General features: G+C 54.3%; 17 protein-coding genes and 1 tRNA gene. 9 read left to right on the top strand and 9 right to left on the bottom strand.

Annotated features, from left to right (window positions below; genetic code table 11):
* Positions 1 to 71: 71 nt before the first annotated feature.
* The 8 genes from R3F50_07980 (at position 72) to R3F50_07945 (ending at position 8,074) form a co-directional block, all read left to right on the top strand.
* Positions 72 to 2,294, top strand: coding sequence for an AsmA family protein (locus tag R3F50_07980; protein ID MEZ5490244.1), 2,223 nt, complete (start codon positions 72 to 74; stop codon positions 2,292 to 2,294).
* A gap of 28 nt (positions 2,295 to 2,322) precedes the next feature.
* Positions 2,323 to 3,408 (top strand): A/G-specific adenine glycosylase, encoded by a 1,086-nt coding sequence (mutY, locus tag R3F50_07975; protein ID MEZ5490243.1) that lies wholly within the window; start codon positions 2,323 to 2,325, stop codon positions 3,406 to 3,408.
* On the top strand, positions 3,405 to 3,677 hold the full coding sequence (locus R3F50_07970; GenBank protein ID MEZ5490242.1) for an oxidative damage protection protein: 273 nt from the start codon (positions 3,405 to 3,407) through the stop codon (positions 3,675 to 3,677). The genes mutY and R3F50_07970 overlap by 4 nt, the downstream gene beginning before the upstream one ends.
* Before the next feature lie 62 nt (positions 3,678 to 3,739).
* Positions 3,740 to 3,815: transfer RNA gene (locus R3F50_07965), tRNA-Phe, on the top strand.
* Positions 3,816 to 4,338: 523 nt separating this feature from the next.
* A complete protein-coding gene (locus R3F50_07960) occupies positions 4,339 to 4,962 on the top strand; it encodes a TetR/AcrR family transcriptional regulator (protein ID MEZ5490241.1) in 624 nt (207 codons plus the stop codon).
* A 62-nt stretch (positions 4,963 to 5,024) separates the two neighbouring features.
* A complete protein-coding gene (locus R3F50_07955) occupies positions 5,025 to 5,783 on the top strand; it encodes an SDR family NAD(P)-dependent oxidoreductase (protein MEZ5490240.1) in 759 nt (252 codons plus the stop codon).
* Between the two features lie 349 nt (positions 5,784 to 6,132).
* Positions 6,133 to 7,170 carry an aldo/keto reductase gene (locus R3F50_07950; GenBank protein MEZ5490239.1) on the top strand — a complete coding sequence of 346 codons (1,038 nt, stop codon included), beginning with the start codon at positions 6,133 to 6,135 and terminating at the stop codon, positions 7,168 to 7,170.
* A 16-nt stretch (positions 7,171 to 7,186) separates the two neighbouring features.
* Complete coding sequence (locus tag R3F50_07945) at positions 7,187 to 8,074, top strand: SDR family NAD(P)-dependent oxidoreductase (protein ID MEZ5490238.1); 888 nt, start codon at positions 7,187 to 7,189, stop codon at positions 8,072 to 8,074.
* Between the two features lie 689 nt (positions 8,075 to 8,763).
* Here R3F50_07945 and R3F50_07940 read toward each other — a convergent pair.
* The 3 genes from R3F50_07940 to R3F50_07930 all read right to left on the bottom strand — a co-directional run bounded on the left by R3F50_07940 (position 8,764) and on the right by R3F50_07930 (position 14,217).
* Entirely contained in the window at positions 8,764 to 9,303 is a 540-nt protein-coding gene (locus R3F50_07940; protein MEZ5490237.1) for a DsrE family protein, read from the bottom strand.
* A gap of 544 nt (positions 9,304 to 9,847) precedes the next feature.
* Positions 9,848 to 12,082 (bottom strand): phosphoenolpyruvate--protein phosphotransferase, encoded by a 2,235-nt coding sequence (ptsP, locus tag R3F50_07935; GenBank protein MEZ5490236.1) that lies wholly within the window; start codon positions 12,080 to 12,082, stop codon positions 9,848 to 9,850.
* 677 nt (positions 12,083 to 12,759) lie between these two features.
* Entirely contained in the window at positions 12,760 to 14,217 is a 1,458-nt protein-coding gene (locus R3F50_07930) for an MFS transporter (protein ID MEZ5490235.1), read from the bottom strand.
* Positions 14,218 to 14,959: 742 nt separating this feature from the next.
* Between R3F50_07930 and R3F50_07925 the strand changes: the two genes are divergently transcribed.
* Positions 14,960 to 16,306 carry a CoA transferase gene (locus R3F50_07925; GenBank protein MEZ5490234.1) on the top strand — a complete coding sequence of 449 codons (1,347 nt, stop codon included), beginning with the start codon at positions 14,960 to 14,962 and terminating at the stop codon, positions 16,304 to 16,306.
* Between the two features lie 232 nt (positions 16,307 to 16,538).
* On the opposite strand, the gene R3F50_07920 is transcribed toward R3F50_07925, so the two are convergent.
* The 6 genes from R3F50_07920 to R3F50_07895 all read right to left on the bottom strand — a co-directional run bounded on the left by R3F50_07920 (position 16,539) and on the right by R3F50_07895 (position 23,693).
* A complete protein-coding gene (locus R3F50_07920) occupies positions 16,539 to 17,597 on the bottom strand; it encodes an LD-carboxypeptidase (GenBank protein MEZ5490233.1) in 1,059 nt (352 codons plus the stop codon).
* Positions 17,598 to 17,798: 201 nt separating this feature from the next.
* The gene (locus tag R3F50_07915) at positions 17,799 to 19,472 is read right to left on the bottom strand and encodes a D-aminoacylase (protein ID MEZ5490232.1); all 1,674 of its coding nucleotides are present in this window, start codon (positions 19,470 to 19,472) and stop codon (positions 17,799 to 17,801) included.
* Positions 19,473 to 19,707: 235 nt separating this feature from the next.
* The gene (locus R3F50_07910) at positions 19,708 to 20,274 is read right to left on the bottom strand and encodes a class I SAM-dependent methyltransferase (GenBank protein MEZ5490231.1); all 567 of its coding nucleotides are present in this window, start codon (positions 20,272 to 20,274) and stop codon (positions 19,708 to 19,710) included.
* Positions 20,275 to 20,599: 325 nt separating this feature from the next.
* Entirely contained in the window at positions 20,600 to 21,529 is a 930-nt protein-coding gene (locus R3F50_07905) for a hypothetical protein (protein MEZ5490230.1), read from the bottom strand.
* On the bottom strand, positions 21,526 to 22,842 hold the full coding sequence (locus R3F50_07900; protein ID MEZ5490229.1) for a hypothetical protein: 1,317 nt from the start codon (positions 22,840 to 22,842) through the stop codon (positions 21,526 to 21,528). Before R3F50_07900 ends, R3F50_07905 begins: the two co-directional genes overlap by 4 nt.
* 365 nt (positions 22,843 to 23,207) lie before the next feature.
* Positions 23,208 to 23,693 (bottom strand): hypothetical protein, encoded by a 486-nt coding sequence (locus R3F50_07895; protein ID MEZ5490228.1) that lies wholly within the window; start codon positions 23,691 to 23,693, stop codon positions 23,208 to 23,210.
* Positions 23,694 to 23,975: the final 282 nt, after the last annotated feature.

Below are 23,975 nucleotides of genomic sequence, written 5' to 3'. Positions count from 1 at the left end.
CATGCCCTGGGAGCGGGTGATATCCGGGCCGTGAATCCCTTTAGACGATACCAGCGAGACTAAACATAGCGATGTCCAGACTGCTACGCATAACACTGATCATCCTCGGCACCCTCGTGGCCGTGATTGTTTCGGCGGTGGTCGCTCTGGTTGTGATTATCGACCCCGACCAGTATCGCCAGGCTATCGAAGAAGCGGCTTACGAAGCCACCGGGCTGGAACTCAACATCGCCGGCGATGTGGCCGTATCCTGGCAGCCCTACGTTGGCGTAACCCTGAATGATGTGCGCCTGCGCAATCCACAGCGCCCCCAGGAGCTGGCCTCCTCGTCGCAGGTAAGCCTGCGGGTAAATCCCCGTGAGCTGTTGAGTGGGCGCCTGCTGGTGGAAGAGCTGCGGGCCGACAACTTCCATTTCAACTGGTACGTGGACGCGGATGGCAATTCACTGTGGGCCACCGAGCGCCTGCGCCGCTTGCAGGGGGCCGCTTCTGGTCAGAACAGTGACGCGGAGCCGGCACTGACGACCCGCTTCAACTTTATTTCCATTGCCAATGCCAGCGTGGATATCCAGAACCTGCAGCAGGGCTACTATTACAGCATTCGCGGCCTGGAGGTAAACAGTCAGGACAGCAACGCCAGTGGCCGGCCGTTTCCTGTGCAGGCCAGCTTTGAACTGGTTTTCCCGGCCGCGCCCCGGCCCTGGCCCATCACCCTCAGCACCACCGGAAGCATGAACCTGGAAGACGGGGAGGTATCCCTCGCCGACATCCAGCTGGCCGTGACCCCGGCCCGGCTGGAAGGCGAATTCCGGCTGCAGAACCTGTTCGGTCAGCCCGACTGGCAGGCGCAGCTGACAACCAGCGAGTTCGCCCTGGACGACCTGATGAAAAACCTGTTCGGCGAAACAGAGCCGGCAGCACAGCCGAGACTGCCAGGATTCAGTGAGAATGCCATCTGGCGTACCCGTCTGCAGGCCAGCATCAGCGGTGACAGGACTGGCATAGAACTGCCTGAATTGGTCGCCACCCTGGGTGAGATGCGAATGGATCTGGACGCCAACGTGCGTTTTGCCAACGGCTTGTTACCCACCAATGCCCGCTTTAATGTGCAGACCAGTGCGCTGGATCTGTCACCCTACCTGTCTGCCGATAACAATCAGCCTGAACCGATACCGGGGATCGACGATCAGGGTGTTCAAAGTGTTGTGTCTGACGACCAGGAACCCGGGTTTCTCGCCAGGCTGACGGTTCCCGACAGCCTGCGGTCAGGGGTCAATGTGCAGGGCTCCGTGGGGATAGGCTCCCTGTTTACCGGCAACCTTCAGTTTGGCAATCTCACCCTTTTTACCAACCTGGAAAGCGGAATCCTCGACATTGAGTTGCAGCCATCCAGCCTGCTGGACGGTTCCGTCGAAGGTAACCTGCGCCTCAACAGCGCAGTAGCGCTGCCGCAGGTTACGCTGGATCTGTTTGCCACCGATATTAATGTCGCCGACCTGCCACTTCCGTTAGTCGTACCCGGCACGCTGGCCGGGCGCCTGAGCCAGGAATCACACTATACGGGCACCGGTACTAGCCTGGCCGACTGGATGACAAGCCTCTCCGGCGCAACCAGCTTTGCCATGGCCAACAGTTCCGTAGACATCGGCATCGTCAAACAGGTATTCAACGCCATATCGGTGCTCAGTCCCGCGGGGGAAGCCTTCCAGAGCTGGCCCGATGCCATCCGCTTCAATGAACTCAGGGGCTACGCGATTACCACCAACGGCATGGAAGCAGATCAACAGATCAAGGTGCGCCTGGACAACTTTGACATCACCGGCACCGGCGGCATCAACCTGGACCAGCAGCGTTTCAACTATGACCTTGTCTTCACCCTTCTGAGTGAGCCCTTTACCCAGACCATTCCTCTCAATCCACGCTATCACAACGTATCCTGGCCAGTGCAATGCAGTGCCGGTTTCGATGAGCCGGTCAATCGCTTCTGCCGCCCCGACCTGGCTCAGGTGAGAGACATCTTTAACCAGCTGGACAGCGAAACCCTGGTGATTCAGCCGGATGAGGTGATACTGGACCAGGTACCGGAAGCGCTGCAGACTTTCACCAGTGGGTTGCTGGTTAACCTGCTGCCAGCACCAGCGCTGCCGCTGGAACAAACCCTGCCTTCGGGTCAGGATCTGACGCCTGGCCAGGACCCGCTGTCTGACCAGACTCCTCCACCTGATCAAGTGCTGCAACCAGCTCAGCGCCTGCGGGCAGAACCCGGCACTTTTCCAGGCACGGGAAACTTCTGACTGTTCTCGTGACTGCCCGGGTGAGTTGATGGCTGTATTTGCCGACAAGCTGCTTCACTGGTTTAAACGCCATGGCCGGACAGATCTCCCCTGGCAGCAGAACCCGACCCCCTACCGGGTGTGGGTATCGGAAATCATGCTGCAGCAGACCCAGGTAGGCACCGTAATACCCTACTTCCAACGCTTTACCGAAGTATTTCCCACCGTCAAAGCGCTGGCCGAAGCCGACTTGGACCAGGTGTTGCACCTGTGGACCGGGCTGGGTTACTACGCCCGGGCACGGAATCTGCACAGGGCAGCCGGAATTCTGCAACAGGATTATGAAGGGGCGTTTCCCCAGCGGGTGGACCTGCTCTGCGAACTGCCGGGGATCGGCCGCTCAACAGCCGGTGCCATCGTTGCGCTCGCCCATGGCAAGCGCGCAACCATCCTGGACGGGAATGTCAAACGGGTGCTGACCCGCTGCTTTGCCGTCGCCGGCTGGCCGGAACAAAGTGCCGTCAAACGGGAGCTGTGGGAACTGGCGGAGCGGCTGACCCCGACCAGGCAGGTGGGCGCGTACACCCAGGCCATCATGGACCTGGGCGCAACCGTGTGCACCCGGACCAGGCCGGCCTGTGAGACCTGCCCGCTTGCCGATCAGTGCCAGGCACGGCAGGCCGACGCAATTGACAGCTACCCCGGTCGCAAGCCTGCCCGGACACTGCCCGTAAAAGCCACTGTCATGCACATGCTGCACAACGAGTACAACAACCAGGTGCTACTGGAAAAACGCCCGCCCAGCGGTATCTGGGGAGGATTGTGGAGCTTCCCGGAAACTGCCAGTCCGGAGCAGGTACCGGAAATCACCACCCTGACCCACAGCAGTTCGGAACCAGACGACTGGCCTCTGGTACGCCATACATTCAGTCACTACCACCTGGATATCACCCCCATCCACCGGAAAATCCACACCGCATCAGACGTGGTCATGGAATCCGAGCGCTGGCTGTGGTATCCATTAGACCAACCCGCTGAAGTGGGGCTGGCCGCACCAGTCAAGAAACTGCTCCAGCAGCTGCAACTCCGCAGCGCGAAGACCCATAGCGCCGACAACCGACGAGGAAATTCATGACCCGCACCGTACATTGCCGAAAATACAAGAAAGACCTGCCAGGACTGCCGGTCCCTCCCTATCCGGGCGCCAAGGGCCAGGAAATCTATGCATCCGTCTCACAGCAGGCCTGGACAGAATGGCTGTCGCAACAGACCATGCTGATCAATGAAAAGCACCTGAGCATGGCCGATCCAGAGCACCGCAAGTACCTGCAGGAGGAAATGGAGAAATTCCTCAGCAACGAGGATTTCGACCAGGCCGAGGGCTATGTGCCCGAAGATAACTAGCGCCTCCCGGCCCCTTGACTAATAAAAGCCGTGAGGGTTTAATACGCGGCTCGCAACATAACGCCCAGGTAGCTCAGTCGGTAGAGCAGAGGACTGAAAATCCTCGTGTCGGTGGTTCGATTCCGCCCCTGGGCACCATATACAAAAAGGCCCCGCAATGCGGGGCTTTTTTTATATGGCGTTCAGGGGCTGAACGAGAATCGCTGATGTGGTTCGAAAGCTGCGGCAGCAGCGCAGACGGCGGAACGCCGCTCGGAGGGTGAGAATTTGGCTCTACCCCATTAACGGGGGATGGGCATTCATACTCACTCGATTGATTATCCCATCCCACCCACAGTGGGTCAGAATTTTGATTTAATCAAAATTCGAATCACCAATTGCGCCAGCAATTTGCAACGAGCGCGCCAGCGCGAAGACCGCGGGGGACAAATAGCCCTCAGGCCATTTGGATTCTTCCACCCCGATGAAGACAACACTAATCCGGCGAAAATCAAACTAATCTGACCCCTTTGCTGTCAACTCGGAAATACCGCTAAGTTATTAAGTGAACGGCATCAGCAGCTATCTTTTTACCGCGCCCCACCAGATCATCAAGCACTTGCATTCTATCAGGCATGCTGATTTAATTGACCGGCCGTCCAGTTAATTAAATAAGACCCTTATGAAAGATAAAGCCCCCACTCCACAAAAGAGAGATCGCGATAAAACCTCCGGCGTAATACTCAGCACCGCCACAACACTGTTTCTGGAGCGTGGGTATGCCGCTGTCTCACTAAGCCTGATCGCAAAACAAGCTGGCGTTACCAAGAGCCTGCTCCACCATTATTTTGGCGATAAGCAGGGGCTTTGGAAGGCAGTAAAAGATGCCTCTGTCGCATCCTATGCTGAACAACAACGAGCACTGTTCTCTGAGGTCCAGAGCAATCCGGAGGAAGGCATTACCTCCTCGATTACTGCTTACTTTTCGTTTTTGAAGAAGCACCCAGAAATTGCACGTATGTTCGCGCTAGAGAGCTTCGAAGGCGAATACAAGCCTAGTGCAACCGAACAGGAATTGCAGAAGAAAGGCATCAATTTCATACACGACCTGCAAAAAATGAACTTACTCAGAAAAGACATGGATGCCGACATGATTCTTGCTCTATTCAGCGCCTTAACCGAGCACTGGTTCATCAGCAGAGATCGAGTAGCCAAACTCAATAACACAAAAGTTAGCGACGCCCTCGACGCTCGCTACTTCGAGGCAGTCACTAAGGTTTTTAGGGATGGATTCCAGATTCAGTGAATTTGGCATACTTGTTTGAGAAAGATTTAGAGTCTACACATATTGGTATCTAAGGAAGAATTATGGCGAATGTAATGGTTACAGGTGCGAGCAGTGGATTAGGCGCTGCGATCGCAAAACAATTTGCCCGTCGTGGTAACCGGGTAGTTGTCGTCGCAAGACGCGAATCTTTACTGGAATCCTTGCAAGCAGCGCTTATTACCGCAGGCGCAGCAAGCGCGGAATACAGAGTGGTTGATCTCGCGGATGCAGAGCAGGTACAAAGTCTTGCCACTGAACTGCCCAAACTTGGCATCGATGTTCTGATCAACAACGCAGCCCTGGGTCACTGGGATTACACATGGGACACGACGCCAGAAACCATGCGCTCGATGATTGCAGTGAACGTGAGCGCCGTGGCGGTGTTAACAGCCGCGTTCAGCCAGCTAAAACATACACAAGCAGCTCGACTCATGAATGTCGCATCCGGGGCGGGTTATGCACTCTTCGAGAGTTCAATACCCTACTCTGCAACTAAGTTTTTTGTTACTGCGCTAACTGAAGGACTTGCACATGAACTCGCCAGCCAAAAACTGGCGATGCGCGCACAACTACTCGCGCCTGGACCAATAGCCACTGAGTTCATGCTGAATGCATTGGATGGCTCAAAAATAGTTCCCACTGAGCAGGATACCAAAGGCATTAAATACCATACAGCAGAAGAAGTCGCCGAGTTTGCCATGCAGCTCTACGATAGCGAAGCAATGGTTGGCGCTGTACAACCGGACATGAGTTTTGTGCTGAGCAAGGGCTTGCATGCAGTTGGAAAATTGACAGGCTGAGTCTGGAAAAATCTGCTGATGACGGACTACTGTCAGAACCGCGCAATAACATTAGAGAACCTCTGATTAATTAGGGAATCGCTCTGGCTTTCAGGCGAGGTCACGGTCGAGGCGCCTTGCCGCCGGCATGCGTCGGCCTTTCAAGGCGAGACAACGAAGGCAGTGAGCTCGCCTGAAAACCCCTTGGAGCGGGGCCTGTCGGGCGCCACTGCAGCGTTGTCGCGCGTGGCAAGGGCTGGGCCATTCCCCGCGCACGACGCCTTGCAGTGACGCCCGACAGACTCCCGCAGAGCGTTTCCATAATTAGTCAGAGGTTCCTTAGAAATAGAAAGAGAAAGAGGAAGCAGAAATGGAGTACTTACCACTAGGGAACACGGGACTCTACGTCTCCCGGCTATGCTTGGGAACAATGAATTTTGGGCAGGGCCCCATGAGTGCGCGCATCGGTGAATTGGGAGAAAAAGAGGTTAAGGAGTTAGTTGACCGAGCGTTTGATGTCGGTATCAACTTCTTCGACACGGCGAACCTGTACACCATGGGTGAGTCAGAAAAGCTGCTCGGCAAAGCAATCGGCAAACGACGCGAGAACTCAGTAATCGCAACCAAAGTCTATAACCCCTTCTCAGCTGACATGAACTCACTTGGTACGAGCCGGAAGGCAATAATGCGCGAAGTGGAAGCAAGCCTGAAAAGGTTAGGAACAGATTATATCGACCTTTACCAGGTACACTCCTGGGATCCTACAACTCCGCTCGAAGAAACTCTTTCAACACTCGACAACTTGGTAAGAAGCGGCAAGGTTCGTTACATTGGGCTCTCAAATTTTACTGGCTGGCAGATCGCAAAAGCTCACGGCATCTCTGAAGCCCGAGGCTTCCATAAGTTTGTTTCGGCCCAGTCCTATTATTCACTGGTAGGAAGGGAACTTGAGTACGAGGTGCTTCCCGCTGTCCGCGACCTGCAAATGGGCGTCATGGTCTGGAGTCCACTTGCCAGCGGTTTCCTTAGCGGGAAATACACGGGAAAAGACGGGGCATCAGGTAGGCGAGCAACCGCCTCATTTCCTCCTGTAGACCAACAGAAAGGTGATGCAGTTGTCGAGGTGCTGAGAGAGATAGCCTCAGCTCATGAAGCAACTCCCGCACAAATTGCGCTCGCATGGCTGCTGCATCAACCGGAAGTCACGAGCATTATAGTCGGGGCTCGTCGCATGGAGCAATTTGAAGACAATATTCAATCGGTGAAGATCAGCCTATCCGATGACGAAATTGCCATATTGAATAATGTAAGCCAGCCGGCAACACCGTTTACCTACATGGATTTCAGTCTTCAACGAGGCCAAACACTTGAGGAAAGGTTAGCGCAAGTGGCAAATTCAGCCAAGTGATGCAGAGGGTAATCGTATGTGGAACGAAAAAAACATCGGAGATCTGAGCGGAAAGCTCTACATCGTAACCGGAGGCAACACCGGCCTCGGCTTCACCACTACTCAGTATTTGCTTCGCGCTGGCGCTCGCGTCCTCTTCACCGCGCGAGATCCTGATCGAGGGCAGCACGCGCTCGCCATTCTACAGGATGAAGCTGGCGCGCGTGCACAGCTGCGTGAGTTGGATCTGGGCTCACTTGAGAGCGTGACACGGCTTACTCAGCGAGTGCTGGCGGAGGAGTCGCATGTCGATGCTCTGGTGCTGAATGCCGGCGTGGCACTGCTGCCTCATAGCAAGACTATAGATGGAGTAGAGACGCACTTCGCAGTTAATCACCTTGGCCATTTCGCCCTGACCTTGCCGCTGGTTCAGATCACCAGGCGCGTAGTAGTCACGACCTCTGGGGCAGCAAACCAGGCGAAGGAACCTCTGCCCTTCGATAAGTTGGCAGTACGTGACGAGGGTAAAAACTACGATGCAATGCAGGTCTACGCAGAGTCGAAGCTCGCCAACGTGCTTTTCGCGAGGGGCCTGAAAAGCCGATGTCCTAGTCTCGAAGTAGTTGTTACACACCCCGGCTTTACGGCAACGGATCTACAGCGCCACTCCCTCAGGTTTAAAATTCTCGGGCGATTGCTTGCCCAGTCCGTTGAGCGCGGAGCTCTAAACAATGTTCGCGCAGCCGTGGATCCGGGCTTAGGCAATCTCGGGCCGTCGGAGTGGATCTGCCCAAGCGGACAGAACGAGATGAAGGGAGATCCTGATGTTAGCGCTACTGTCCGCGCGTACGCAAATGATGAAGCGGCGCAGAACCGGCTCTGGCAACTGTCGGAATCCCTAGCGGGAGTGGCGCTGCCCAACTAATTTCGCACAGAGCCTAAGCAAGAAAGTTTTTGCGATGTAAGCGATCAGCATTTTAGTTTGGAAATAAAAATAAATGTCCGGTATCGGTATTGGCCCAGGCTGTGTAAAAACTCGGAGCAAAAGAAAATATATTACCTTAATGAGTGTGCTCTAGTTTCCCTTTTACTCGTGATTTTGACCTGGAATTGAGCTCTCATGTACGTCTTTTGAAGATTTCGGTTCGCCAAAATAGTTTTCCCACAGCCTGGGCCGGAAGCTGCCGTCAGAGAGTTGGATAGTAAGTGAGAAAGCAAACAGCTAATAGAAATTACAGCTAAAATCGCCGCCCATTCACCCTATTTTCAGCACACTTCTTAGCACACTCTGATCTAGAAGCTTTAACTTATAGAATTAATTTCGGAATCGGTCGCTCAGTCTACTGAAAATCCTCGTGTCGGTAGTTCGGTTCCGCCCCTGGCCCCTATACAAAAAGGCCCCGCAATGTGGGGCCTTTTTGTATAGGGGGATTAGTGGCCGGCTACGGGCCACAACCGGTTTAAAAAATGCCAAAGCAGCTTTCAACGAGCGCGCCAGCGCCAGGCCCCCAGGGTAAAAAAACCACGAGGCTATTCAGGTTCTTCCGCCTCTGAGCTCCACCGCCTTTACATTCTGACAACGACCGTGTTCCTTAAAGAGTTACAACTCAACTCCTAACCGCCGATCTTCACATACCCCTGTCGGCCAAGCTCTATAAGAGTAGTCAGGGCCCAGTAGTCCACCTGGATTTCTTCCAGCAGATCCTCTTCCTTTACATTGCGTGATAGCACACCCTGCCCGCAGAGATGGAAAGTTACGCCCGCAGCATGAAGCTGTTTGATGAGATCAATGTTGGGATTGTCCTTCCCGTCGTGGCGAGCTTTGAATTCTTCGTTCTTCAAGCCGATCAGCCCGGAACCCTGATGCATTACAACAGCGATCTTGCGATTTTCTTCAGGCACACCCAGATTAGCTAATGTATTCACATAGCGCGCAATCAGCGGCAGCATGGGATAAGGATCATCCAGATTGTCATCGGTGACTACCAGGTCGAATAATACCTTGTATTCGGTATTCGGATCAGGGGTCAGGTGTGCACCTGGATAGTCCCGGCTTGCGTTGTATCCGGAAATGGGAAGCCCATCGGCGGCGAAAGCTGGATTGAGCAGAATAATTGCGGGCAGTGATAAAAGTATTACTTTCAGTAGCTTCATTTTGTATATCTCCTTTGGAAAAGCTAGAGACTGACTTGCTGAGTGATTAAACCCAGGAGGCTTAACCCATTGATCCAGCAACTTATCAGTCGAGATCGATCATGTTCGAGCTGTCTTCAGAATAACTGGGCCAGAATTAATACGGCCTTAGCGGGCTATGCCGAACTATCATCGCAGAGTCTAGCAAATATCGGGTTATGCTAAACATCATATTTTTCCTGATTTGACGAAGAAGTTTAACCGCTCCTCGCAGAGTCGACCTGGCGTTCTGACAAACCTGATGCAGCCTGATCTCCGGTTCTATCCAGAACTGACGAATATTCGGGCTCTGTTTGAAAATCCAGGCATCGGGGTTGTGTACATTGCCGAACTACGGCATACCAACGTGTATTGGGAAGGTCAGACACGGCTGGCAGAGTAAAGAGCGGAACTCCGCACCGGGTTGCTTTCCTCCTGTACCACTTTCACGCTACAAAGACAGGGCTGTCCGGTATCGAAGGAATCAAAACCGGTTCTTATTATTCCTCCTGCCTCCTATATTTTTTCAGTCAAGAAAGCCAATACTTTGCAATTCCTTTTCCACTGCCTGCCGGATTTCCTGCGCTTTCCCCATCTTAAGTGCACGCTCTGCCAGCGAACTGGCGCTGGACTGCTTCAACATCCTGATCATGTTCTTGATCTCCGGAAGCATAGCCGCACTCATGCTGATCTGTCTTACACCCATGCCGATAAGCAGAACCGCTGCTATCGGGTCTGCACCCATTTCGCCACAGATGGAAACCGGCAACCTGCATTTGTCGGCGGCCTTCACAATCCGATTGATCTCGCTCAGTACCGCCGGATGGACATTGTCATATCGATTGGCAACCCTGGCATTGTTACGGTCGATAGCTAACAAAAACTGGCTGAGGTCGTTGGTTCCAATGGAAATAAAGTCGATAAGTGGGCTGAAATTTTCAATCTGCGAAATCACGGCAGGAACTTCAATCATGATACCCACAGCGGGGCGAATGAATTGATGTCCCTCGTCTGTTAGCTGGCCGCAGACATCAGTCAGCATTTCGTTGAATGTCAGGATTTCGTCCAGGGAAGTAACCATTGGCAGTATTATGTGCAGATTATTATCAGTTCCCGCCGCTCGAATCATGGCGCGCACCTGTGTCACAAGAAGCTGAATAACATCGAGCGTAAGCCTTATTCCACGCCAGCCAAGCGCGGGATTCTCCTCATCGTGTATCGGAAAATAAGGAAGTTGCTTGTCGGCTCCAATATCCAGCGTGCGCATATAGACAGGCTTACCTTTATAGGCGTTCAGCACTTCACTGTAGAACTCTATCTGCTCCTCTTCTGCCGGGAAACAGTCGCGAATCATGAAGGGAATCTCGGTGCGATACAGGCCTATACCTTCGGCACCGCTGTTCAACCCGGGCGTTATGTCCGCCAGCAAACCCGTGTTGACCAGCAGCGTAATGCGTACCCCATCTTTGGTAATGGCCTCCTTGTCGCGCAGGGCGTCAAGGAGTTTCCGGTGCCGCTGTTCTTCGCCCAGGATCTGCAGATATTCATTTATAATTGCCTCACTGGCATGGACGATAAGTTGCCCACTGTAGCCATCGACGATTAATCTGTCTCCAGACTTCAGCTCCTTTATTTCCCGAACCCCCATCACCGCGGGAATACCAAGCGCGTGAGCCAGCACAGCCGCGTGGGACAGGCTGGACCCTTCAGAACACACTACAGCTCCTATCAGTTTACTGGGAACCCGGGCAATATCTGACACACTGACCTGTGTACCCACGAGGATTATTGACTCCTGATCGGCGTGCAGTTCTACCTGCTCCATTTTCTGCCCGGACCACACCGCCAGCAGTTTATCTCCCAGATTTTCCATGTCTTCAGAGCGCGCCCGTAAGTAGGGGTCGGTCATGGCGTTAAAGAGCTGGGTATAGTGCTGGATTGCGACGCGTAAAGCCCCAGGCAACCAGTTGCCTGCCTGAATCTCGGATTCGATGCGTTGAACCAGCACCTTGTCCGATAGCAGCTGAGAGTATGTGTCAAAAATGCGTGCGACATTCTCTGGTATGTCTTTGCCGACGAGTTGCTTCTCGACTTCTATCTCTGCCTGGACGGCCTTCAATAATTCATAGAGGCAACTTATTTCTGCATCAGCATCATCACATTTCGCATCCGGCACTTCCGCCAATCTGGCGCCGAGACTCAGTTGAATCCTGCCAACGGCAATACCCGGCGCGCCAACCATTCCGGACAGCACTCGGTTCTGAGCTGAGCTTTCCAGCACAGTAGATGGAATGCCCGCTACAATCATCGCCAGTTGTGAGGCGAGTGTGACCAGGAAGGCTTCCAATTCCATGTTAAGTTTAACGGCCCGCTTACTCTGAACGACCAGGACTCCAATGACCTTGCCGGACCGTACCAGCGGGACACCACAGAAACTCTTGAACGTATGTTCGTTGGAATGTTGTAGATTGTAGTAATGAGGGTGCGCGGCGGCGTCAGCGAGATTAACCGAATGTTTACTCTTGACCACCAGACCAACCAACCCCTTACCTGGAGGCAGGCTCACATAGTCTTCCGCTATCAGCCCTTTAGATGCCAGCAACTGTGCCTTTGCTTCCTGGTCTATGCGATAAAGGCTGCATACGTCCTGTTGCAAGGTTTTACTGATCGAATCAACAATCGTTTTTACCTGCTCCTGTGGATCGTTAAGCAGAGCAACAGCCTGCACGATTCGGGTCAATTCAATGAGGATATTATCCATTGGCTGGTTTACCGCGATTTCGATGACATAAGTTTTCCGGGCCCTTTAAGACTGACCTCGCACGAACAGTAGCATGCAGACCTAGCCAGCCTTTCTTCGTGCTTTCCGGCTCCAATCTTTCCTCTTCCAACCCTCGCTATCCCCTGTTTTCTTGGCCAAAGGATGAGCTGTATGCTATTGAACGGCCTGCCAACACACCGTTAGGTTAGTAACAGACAATTGCGTAGCAGTAATAGTGACTGACGCATTCAATACCTGCGTCGGCTTACATCTGATCTATCGTTCCATATCTTTCCATATCGTTCAATTTCGCATACCTGAACCTATCGCGGGATCCGGCACCAACCCGGTTCTGCAAAAGTAACGGAGCCCTGGTTTCCTGCCGCCTCAGGGGAGGCAAGGAGCACAGGCTTTGCCGCTGGCAATCCAGTCGATCTGCTTTCCTTGGCGGCAACTCCCAGAGCAGCATTTGCTGCTTTATAGCCAATTCGCCGGAAAAGAAAACCCAACTGCTATGCGACAGGTAGCATATTCCTAATCCTGAAAAGCGCAATACTCGCCCGAAACATTTTCAGTCAGAAGGAACTGCGAAAAATGGGGGCTTAGTGTTTCCCAGCGGACAACTGCCAACGTGCCGGCTGTACGGTGACAGATGTTTTCATTGCACCGCTTCCGTGTCACTCCCGATCTTCCGGCTCATCCGTAGAAACATCCTTGCGTGTAACACTCATCCAGTCCAGCGCAACGCCGGAAATTGCGTTGATTCGTGCAACGCGCAAGATCACATCGAGAAGCCTGGGCCGCTTGCGGATCTCCGGCTCCTTTAAGATCGGCACAAAGCAGGCGACTACCAGCGCCCTTATTACCGAAGTTGAAACGAATACGACAAATAACGCACTGCCCGGTTGCCAGAACTCCGCCAGAGATTCTGAAATGTCGGTGGCATGCCGAGCCAGATAACCGCCAAATACTCCACCAATGGCCACCATCAAAGCACTGGTGCCCGATTGCACAGCCGCGTAAAGGGCAAAGTTAGTCTGGTGTGGGCGAATATCATACAAGTAATTCGCCGTGCTCAGAGTAAACCCGCTCCAGAAGATTCCCGACACGATTTGAACGCAGATCAGGTACAGGGGCTCTGGTGAGACCAGCCAGAGCAGCGGAATCAACGGAATTGAACAACTGCAGATCACCATCATCAGATGATTACCGAAACGATCACCGAAGCGGCCCCAGAAGCGCAGCATCATGAACTGAGTCGCGATGGACGCGATACTGTTCAGGCTGAACTGCAGGTAGGTGAACTGTAAATCGCGCAACATATAGACTGCAAAGAACGGTGCCGAAATAGCAACCGCCCCCTGCAGAGCGGCAACAAAAAAGCTGTAATGGCGGAATGTCGGGTCTTTCAGTGATTCGGCGATATGCAGCCAGCTGTCACGCAACCGCATGGCGCTCTTCGATGCCTCCGGCTCCGGGTCGTGCATCTGCCAAAGTAACAGCGCCGAGACCAGACGCCCGGTTGCTGCCACGCCAAACAACAGAGCAAACCCCAGCCAGACCCGATCAGCCCTATCAGTCCAAGAGAGCAGAATGCCACCGCCGATGAAAATCATCAGTGAAGCGGCCATGGTCAGTCTGGAACGGGCCGCAAAGAAAACACCCCGCCGCGATCGCGGCACCAGGCTGCCCATCCAGGCACGCCAGTGCGGTTGGATTATATTGATGCAGGTGAAATAGCCCACTGCCAACGCGATCAGCAGATACACCCGGCTGCTTTGCAGTGCTCCCAGGCCAAAGGCTGTCGATAGTAATGCCATCAGACCGACCAGCCCACTCTGCAGTATTGCCACAGTCACCACCAGCGGTTTCCGGGTAAAGTGATTACCCAGCCAGACGGAAATAATCTGCCAGATGGCACCCGACAGTTGAGGCAATGCGGTCAACCAGCCCATCTGCATAGCGGTAGCCTGCAGGGAAATCGCAAAGGCATTGAGAAAATTATCGTTGGTCCCGGTCATTGTCGCGGACGCGACAGCTTCCTGCTGAGAGCAGCGCAAAGACTTGCGGAGGGTTACCCTGTGCCTATGGTTTTTGCGTTCCGCTGGCTGCACCGTCTCATTCACTATTGTCATGTACCTTGGGTCTCGATTGGGAACTTTGCACGGTAGCGTTACGGTGGCGCGAAACTGTTAAACAAAGACTGCTTGAAGGATTCCTTAAGGAACCTATAGTGAATTGCCGGTCGGCGAGTGCAGCCCTGTGTTGGTATTTTACAATAGGACATCAGAGGAGAACTAAAAGAAACCGCCTAATTTTTCTTATCCCTTATTTCCCGACTGATGCCTGAGTCAATTCGAATCAAAGGGACTGGATACACGCGGGGCAGAGCGTATGGATCTGCAAATATTGAACAACCCAATGTCCCCTGGTACACGCAGCACTGATTCCCCCAACCTCCTGTTTCAACTAAGGATCCTCTGATTTGCAGTACCGCTGCCTGGATGGTTATGGTTAAATTCCAGCAATCAATGCTTCCTGGACTACAAAAACCAGGCGGCATCAGAAGTGGATTTCCCAATAGTACAGATTCATTAACAGATCTATGGAACTAATGTAACAGCCTTGCTCCAGCTCTCGAATGTATCCTGTTTCAAACAGCAAAGGCCTTACCTGATCCTCATTGTCTACTACGTACTGTTTTCACTTACTTTTACCATCCTGATAGGAAATACATGGACAAAGGGACGGTGAAGGATCGCAGTGCCAGTCAGATGCCGCTTTCCGTTTTTCAGATGGCATAGAGAGCAAAGCCAACCGAAGGAAACAACAGGCGTCTGACTCGCGATTGACACTTGATAGAAAAGATTCGAACCCATGAATGAAATTTACACCGCACTGAATCTCAAGGAAACCGCGACCACAGTCGGTGAGCAGCGATTGCCCTCCTGTTTCGCCGTATCTGAACTGGCAGCCTCATCTATCGCGGCGGTTGGCTGCGCGATCGCAAACCTGCAGGACGCACTGAATCTTGTGAATACTCAACCCGCAATCCAGGTTGATAGACGACTCGCCTCGCTCTGGTTCGCTCAGTCCGTGCATCCTATCGATTGGCAGTTGCCGCCGGTCTGGGATGCAATCGCTGGTGACTACGAAACCAGCAATGGGTGGATCAGAATTCATACCAATCTGCCACATCATCGAGTCGCCGCCCTGCAGGTGTTAGAGACTGACTACCGGCGCGAAAAAGTTAAGCAGGCCATGCTGACCTGGCAGGCGGGTGCGTTGGAAACGGAGATAGTAAATAATGGCGGCGTAGCTGCAGCCATGCGGTCCCGCGACGACTGGATGGCCCATCCTCAGGGTAAGGCCGTCGCGTCAGAATCGTTGATCGACTGGGGCGAAACCCGCCAGGGTAAAATTCGACCCTGGCAACCCAGGCGCAGCCGACCACTGAATGGATTGCGAATACTGGATCTCACTCGCGTTCTCGCCGGCCCGGTGGCGAGTAGAACGCTGGCAGGGTTTGGCGCTGAAGTTTTGCGCATCGACCCACCTGCCTGGGATGAACCTGGTGTAGTGCCAGATATTTCCCTGGGTAAGCGGTGTTGCTCACTTGACCTGAACCAGCGCAACGATCGACATGTTTTTGAGGAGTTGCTGGCCCGCGCAGATCTACTGATCCACGGCTACCGACCGGACGCACTCAGCAGACTGGGTTATGACCCGGACACGCGCCTTCGAATCGCCCCTGCCCTGATTGAAGTCTCTCTTAACGCCTATGGCTGGACCGGGCCCTGGTCCAGGCGGCGTGGTTTCGACAGCCTGGTGCAAATGAGCTGCGGCATCGCCAACTCCGGCATGGAATGGGCAAGGCAGGACCGGCCGACTCCCCTGCCCGTGCAGGCCCTGGATCATGCCACAGGGTATCTGATGGCAGCGGCTGCGATCAGGGCGATCTCGATGGCTATCAGCGCTGATGAACGGCGCAGCGCACATCTTTCGCTTGCCCGGACCGCTGAATTGTTGTGTGCGTATCCGCAAGACGAAGACAGAACGCTGACGAAAGAGCCTCTGCCCAGGGATTTTTCAAACGCAATAGAAGCAACTTCCTGGGGAAAGGCCCATCGGCTTAAACCTGCTCTCTCGATTGCTGGCACGCCGATGGAATGGGGCCTGCCCGCCTGTGAGCTGGGAAGCTCGCCCGCTGCATGGCTATCCTGAGCTGACCCCGGGAGCTGTGGGACAAACACACACCCAGCGAGCCTGGAAAATAATTCCTGATAACAGCGGGCTGAGGAGAAACGTCAGGCACGCAGCAAGGAAGACGTTAGAACTGGCGAAATGTCGCTGTTAAACTGGTGTAGATGAAATGGCGGCTGAGACTCAAATAGACGAAACGACAGCTTACCATCCGAGTTGGAAATCACAGAAAGTCCGGCAGTTTCAGATTCAGTCAGCTGACCGCAGTCTCCAACAAAGTCAAAGCACCGGAATCCGCGTCAAGCCGGGCCCGAATGCCAAGGGGTACTACGGTTTTATCCTCGATGTGTCCGATCATCGTGCCACGCAATGCGGGAATGCCCAGAGGCTCGAGGCGATCGCGAAACACCTGCTCCATACTGAACGTATTACTGTCGTAGTCATCGTCGGTAAACTTGCCCAGTACGATGCCCGCAACCTGCTCCAGCTTGCCGGCCATCCACAGATGCGTGAGCATACGATCGACACTGTAGGGCGGTTCGGAGACATCTTCGAGAAACAGGATAGCACCCTCAAAGCGTGGTTCGAATGGTGTGCCCAGCAGCGTCACCATCAAGGATAGATTACCGCCAAGCAAGTGGCCTTCTGCCACACCGGGCACAATAGTCGTCAGCCGATTCTCCCAGTCGATGACTCCGGGGCGGGTTTCGAATTCAGGCGGCTCACCAATGCGCGTAGTTGGCCCCGGCTCCACCAGAACCTTTAAATACTGCTGGTAGGTGTAATCGGAAAAATTACCGCCCGCTATGGGCCCGTGGAAGGTGACCAATCCGGTTCGCAGAGTGATCGCATTCAAGATGGCCGTAATGTCGCTATAACCCATTAATGTTTTTGGATTGGCTGCGATGCTGTCGTAATCAAGATAGCGCAGCAACCTGCCCGAGCCGTATCCGCCTCTGACACAGAAAACCGCGTCGACTTCCGGGTCCGCGAACATGGCATTGAGATCATCGGCCCGCTGCCGGTCGGAACCGGCCAGGTATTGGGTACGGCGGAAAAGATTGGCGGCCGGTTTTGCGGAAAACCCCAGAGAGCGCACGAGGTCCATTGCCGCATAAAGCTCCTCATCTTCCGGCACGTTGCTGGCGGGTGTCACCAGCCCCACCGTCATACCTGGCTGCAGTGCTTTAGGCTTCAACTTTTTGTGGTTGACCCCCGGGCTGACTGCGGCGCTCGCGAGCTTCGAAAATCCCGCTACGCCAATAGTCAGCGGTCCACAGGCAGCCATCAGTTGCCGACGAGTAAGTGTCATAGTTTCAGCCTTCAGTCAGATAGCGGATGCGATCAAGACTAGCGAGAGCGCCTGATTTTGTAAATATCGCACAAGCCCGGATTCCTCATACCTCTGAGTTTTCGGAGGCAATGCGCCGAAAGATATCGCGCCTCTCAGTAGCCTCACACCGGGCTCTTATTTATCTCTCACTTGATAGCGAATAACTTCAGGTACAAACGCTCAGGGCTCGTAAGCGGGTCCCCGCAGGACCCTGCCGGGCATGGCGCCGGTGTGAATTCCCTGATCGATTACCAGCTCCCCGTTTACCAGCACGAAAGGCACACCATAGGCATAGGATTTTGGATATTCAAAGCTGTTGGTGTCACTCACCGTATCCGGGTCGAACAACACGACATCCGCTGCAAAGCCGGGTTTCAGAATTCCGCGGTCGTCAAGACCGAGAATCTGCGCCGGCAGGGAAGTCATTTTACGAATCGCGTCTTCCAGGCTGAGTACCGCTTCCTCGCGAACGTACCTGCCAAGCACCCGCACATTCGTGCCGTAATTGCGGGGGTGAGGAACCCCGGACGCATTCAGGTCAATCGCGGAGCCATCACTGGCGATAGATACCCAGGGCTGGCGCATGACCAGGCGCACATTGTCTTCGGACTGATTATGAAAAACGCCGGAAATATTACCCTCTTCGGCCGCCATCAGGGTGATCATGGTATCTGCCGGGTCGGCGTCTCCGCGCCTGGCCGCAATATCCACCAGACGCATACCTTCATAGACCTTTACTTCCGGTGTACTGGCCCTGGCCATGGCGATGCCTTCCCACCAGCCATGCTCCTGTGACCAGGCGATAAACTCGGGATCGGACTTGATACGCTCTCTGAGGGAACGATCCCGCAGCATTTCGGTAAATCGCTCCGGTCCTTCCTCCCGCATCCATAAGGGAAAATTGGCGCTCCAGCCATGGCTCATGGCCGTATAAGGATACTGATTCGCCGTGATGTCCAGGCCACGGTTGCGGGCAGCATTGATCTGCTGCACGTAATTGGGCATTTCATCCCAGATCTGTTGCCCACGCACCTTCAGGTGCAGAATGTGGACTGGAATACCTGTTTCCTCGGCCACCCGGAACGCAAAATCAAACTCATCCTGCTGCTCATAGCCCTCGGAACCCACGTGGGAAAAATAGACGCTGCCGTAGGACCTGGTCAGCGCTGCCAGGGACAGCACCTCTTCGGGATGCGGCGTCCCGCCGCTTTCAAAGCGTGTGACCAGACCCCAGGCACCTTCCTTCAGTGAGCGCTCCAGCAGCGCGCGCATCCGCGCCAACTGTGCCGCGCTGGCAGGCCCCGGGTCATAGCCCATCACCACCAGGCGCAATTGCCCCTCTGAAACATGGGAGATGATATTCATGGCGATACCCTGCTCTTCCAGCAGGTCAAAGTACTCGCTGAAAGTTGTCCAGGACGGGCGGCCGGCTTCCTGCGGCAACCCGTCCCGTGGCGCCACGCTGTCTCTTTCGCCCATAATATCGAGGGTTACGCCCTGGCGAATCTTGCTCTCGGCCCGGCCGTTTCCAAGCAGATCGGTATGGGTATGGAGATCGATAAACCCGGGCGCAACGACCAGGCCCTGGGCGTCGATTGTCCGGGACGCAGTGGCACCCTCCAGCCGCCCCACGGCGACGATACTGTCGCCGCTGATACCCACGTCACCATAGAAATAGGGATTACCGGTGCCGTCCACAATACGACCACCAGTAATCAGCACATCGAAGTCCTGGGCATTCACGGGCAAGCAGATCAGCCCGGTTACCAACCAGGCGGCCAGCGCCCGCACCAGAACTACCGGCTGAAAAAGGCCAGGGGAAAAGCAACAAAACGGTGCAGTTTTTGAATTCATCTTGTGCATCCTCAAGTCAGATAACTGTCAACGGTCAGGCGTGAATCCCTGACACAGCAGGAAAAAGTGTGTCGCTGTCTGTCAGCGGGTTTTTATCCACTTTCTGACGCAGGATACATGCCAAAAGCCGGGTTCTCACGAGAATACCAGACTTCTGACGAGTGACCACCTGGTCAGGACCTTCATCGGGCGTTCCTGCACCGCGACGAGACATGGGCAATCAAAGCCCCGGCACTCACTCCGGCTCCGTCAGTTCTCTGTCCTCAGTACCGTTCAATATCCAGATATAAATACCGTCGATTGGCGTTTCTATCTCGGCATGAAGATGTAATCCGGCCAGCCTGGCCAGATTGGGCATTCCACCAGCACTCCGATAATGCGCAAACCTGCGATAATGACCGGAGATCAATTCGTCCAGCTCTATTGATGCTTTGCCCCATTGGGTTTTAGGAGCACCGTAATCCGCGATAATCAATTTCGATGCAACACGGGTGAGTAACTTCAAGGTGGTGATGGCATCCTGCTCCCGCATCTCATGCAGGCACAGCGTACTCGTGGCAACATCAAAATTCTGTCCCAACGAATCGGTCAAGGCAGTAATGTCCTGATTTTCAAACCTGAGATTCGGGTGCTTTTCTTTCTGCATTCTCGCAGCAGCAAACGCAATCATGCGATGGTCGAGGTCGACTCCGAAACCATATTCAATTCTGTGGGATGCCCGGAATAATAAATCGCCCGTACCACAACCAACTTCCAGAATTCTGACCTGCTCGTCCAGCTGAGCGACTATCAGATCACGCACTGGCGACAGGACTCTATCGGCTGTAATACTCTTAAAATAGGCTTTGAAAGGAACTCTGATCATCTCATTTCGTTACATTTGTTGCTTCAGTAGCATGGTAAGACTGAAGGATTGCCTCAGCGCAGCTTTTCGAAGCCACAGAGGAAGAGACGGGAAACTAACGGCCCCAGTTGCCTGCTCTAGTCACCCTGTGACTCGACGCCCCATTCGAGCGTAGATTAAAGCGCAAAAAAAACCCCGGACAGCAACTGCCCGGGGCATTTTACATTGGAGAAGAAAGGCTCTTTAAATCCATAAAAAGAGCCGATCCGATCTTCCTTCAGACTTACTCGGTTACAGTAACCGGCACATACCCATTCGACCAGCAGCACACATTGTCGAACTTGCTGTCCGGCGCAGTGAAGTTGTCCACCCGCAGTCGAACGACGTATTCACCCGGCTCAGAGAAGGTAGCCTGGGTGGTCACTTCGTCCCAGCCGTTGCTGCTGCTCTGGGCGCTTTCGCCACCCTCGGCGGCCCGTTCCCGACCGGAAACTCTCGCCTGGTCAAACTCGGGCACTGCCGGTCCCTGGTGCAGAAGCCACTCGGTACCCAGTGGGTAGAGGAGCATTTCGTTTTCAGGGTAGTCCGTCCGGTTGCCGCGATCCTGCACATAGGCAGTCAGGGTCACAGGCTCACCAACTTTGGTAGTTATCCTGGACGCATAGATGCCTTGTACATCACCCGCTTCCGGCCCATTGGGATTAAACCGGATAACCGGCTTAAGGGAACCCAACGCTCGTTCGCCGTGACTCATTTCATAGGCGGTCGACGTGGCGCGACCAGGGACAGAATAGGTCTTGCCGCCGGAGGTCAGAGTCCACACCACCTCGGTGCCGGCCATTTCCGCCGGTACCGTGATGGCAAAGGCGCCACGCTCCTGGATGCCGACAAAACCACCTCGCCGGTAGACCGGAAAGTGGGTAGGCTGCCCGCCGTCAAACTGGGCTGGCTCCAGGTAGTTGTCCGGTCCTAACGGAACGTCTATTTCGTTATCACGGTTCAGGTTTGCAAACCCGAAGATCATCTGCACGGAGCCGTCTTCGTTGGCAATCCAGCCGTTGAACATGGGTGCTACCGATTCACCGCTGCCACCCCGGGTGGCCAGCGGATAATCGCGCAGGTGTTCCGGTAACTGGGCGTACAGAGGTGCTGCAGTCAGGGCCAGGAGCGCTCCAGCGAGCGCTCCCTTAGCGAGTTGCTTGGCTTTTATCATTCGCCACTCTCTCCTGTCATGGCGGCACGATCCCTTTCATCACGCTCTTCCAGCATCTTTTCATAACCCGCTTCGTCCAGATGGGTCACGGCAATCCAGGCATGAGACATTTCGTCAGTAGTCCTTTGGCCTGCGCCAACCCACTGGTCCGGATCCGGGTTACGCGGATTGTTGGCGGTATTGTCGTACCAGGCAGTCAGGATGAGTGTGGCACCTGCTGGAATCAGCGGCTGGTAGCCTTCTTCATAAGTATGACTGTGGTTCCAGCCCGCGTTCCAGTTGGAGACCTGGCTGATCATTTCGCGACGTCCACTGTTGGGATCAAACATCTCTATGGACATGGCGACACCGCGGAGATGCAGGTGCGGCTGCCAGCTGTCGATGCGTACTGGATGATCGAAGGAATGGAAACCCTGAGTCATCAGCGTACCGTGAGGAGGAATCAGGTAGTCACCACCGCCGCTCAGGTTGTAAGAACGCAGATCCTGCCGGTAAGAGTCTCCCTCATTAAAGTTGTCTTCTTCGTCGTAATACCAGATGCCTACCGTGACCTGATCGTTGGGCACAGCCTTGCCATCGGGGTAGTAGTGAATGCTCCAGCCTACTTTGGAGTTGGCCGGAACCCTGCGGCAGGCGCCTTCAGGCACTTTCTCACCCAGTTTGCCGAAGGCAAATTCGGACAGGCGGTCACCTCTTACCCAGTTACCTTCTTCATCCAGTACCAGGAAATGGGAGTTGGCATGGTGTGTTGAACCATGAGCGGCAGCCGATGGCAGAGTTTCAACCGCCTTGATGCAGCGGCTCTCGGTCAGACCGGAGTCTACTTCCGGCTCCCACCACAGGTCCTGGCCATTGGCCGGAACATCCCAGGGGGAGGACTTGATGGTGTGGTCAGGCTGGCCCAGTTCGGCCGCCAGTCGCCATTCGCCAACAGCCGGATACTGCCTGGCGGGTGGCAGATCTTCCGGGTTACCCAGCGGTGCACCGGCATCTACCCAGGCAGCGATGGTATCGATGTCTTCCTGCGCCAACCGCCAGTCATCTTTCAGGTGTTGAACACCGGTGTCGGAATCATACTGGTAAGGAGGCATTTCCCGCTGCTCCACACGCATCTTGATAAGCGGGGCCCAGGGGCGGATTTCTTCGTAACTGGTAAACGACATGGGACCTATCTGTCCCGGCTGGTGACAGCCCTGGCAGTTTTCCTGCATGATCCGGGAAACTTCGCGTGCGTAGGTAGGCGCTTCCTGTGCTCCGGCAAGCGCAGGCAAAGCCATCGCAGAGACCAGCCCTAATAATCTAGTTGTTTTCATAATCAACTCCTCTCCAATGTATAAATGGCACTGTAACCGTGCCATCAATAAGATCGCCAACCGGCTCTCTTTTTCATTTTCAGTTTTACAGCCTTACAACTGTCTGTATCCAGGTTTGTGCATCCTTTCGAAGCACTCGAAACAATCTCTTCGAGCTTCAGAACACCGGCCTCCTTTCGTACTGCTTTCTGAGTCAGACTGCCAGTGCGCCTGGCGCTTCGGGAACGCCTTAGTAAGCATTTTGCGCGGAGGGGGCCAGGTTTTACTGATCTATGTCAATTTTTAACGCCCCAAAGTGTTACAAATTGTGTAACAGTTGACGCCCCGGCCGGGTTTTCCGGCCCGAAGCGTTGTCCTGCAGCGTCCTAGCGCCGTCGGTTGAAGACCAGTATCTGGTTCTCCTGATCCGAATCCGGGTACTGGATCGAAATTGTAAGCTGCTGATAATTAGGGGAAATAAACTTTGCCCCGATCTGGGACACCTCCCCACCCACACGCACGGTGTATTCCACGGTGGTTTCATTGATCTTGCGGTAGGAAATCATGGCGGGTGCCGGCAGCTCATCAAAGCTTACGATGGGATATTCTTCCCCACTGTAGGTGTAAATCGCTGACGTGAGACTCAAAGTCCCATCCAGTGCCACCCTGGCCACCTGGTACGCGTAGCTGCCGTTACCAAGATCCGTGTACGAGCGTGACATGTTCAGGGGGGGTGTAGCGCTGCCAAAATCGGACGCCGACAGGTCGATATCCCAGGAACCAATGAATGGGTTCTCGCCCTGAGCCAGCACCGTGGAAGCCCCCAGCAGCAAAGTCAGGGCAACCAGCGTTGTTGCTATTCTGTTACTCATCAATTTCAACTCCTATCAAAGGCACAAATCACGGCCATGCGAAATGCTGCGCCGTGTCTTTAACACTACTCTGAATAGGAGTCAGCTCGTTGAGCAAGATCAACTTTAACCGGCGCACCGGGTCACTGAATATCATTGAAACGCGCTTTCAGCGCACTGCACTGCAGCCCTTGCCGCTGAACGGCTTTAGGGAATCTCTGCTTAATTATGGAATCGCTCTGGCTTTCAGACGAGCCCACTGCCTTCGTTGCCTCGCCTTGACAGGCCGACGCATGCCGGCGG

The sequence above is a fragment of the Gammaproteobacteria bacterium genome, assembly GCA_041395725.1.
Classification (GTDB): Bacteria; Pseudomonadota; Gammaproteobacteria; order Pseudomonadales; family Pseudohongiellaceae; genus NORP240.
Note: the sequence above shows the minus strand (reverse complement) of the source record. Positions and strands in the feature narration are given on the sequence as shown.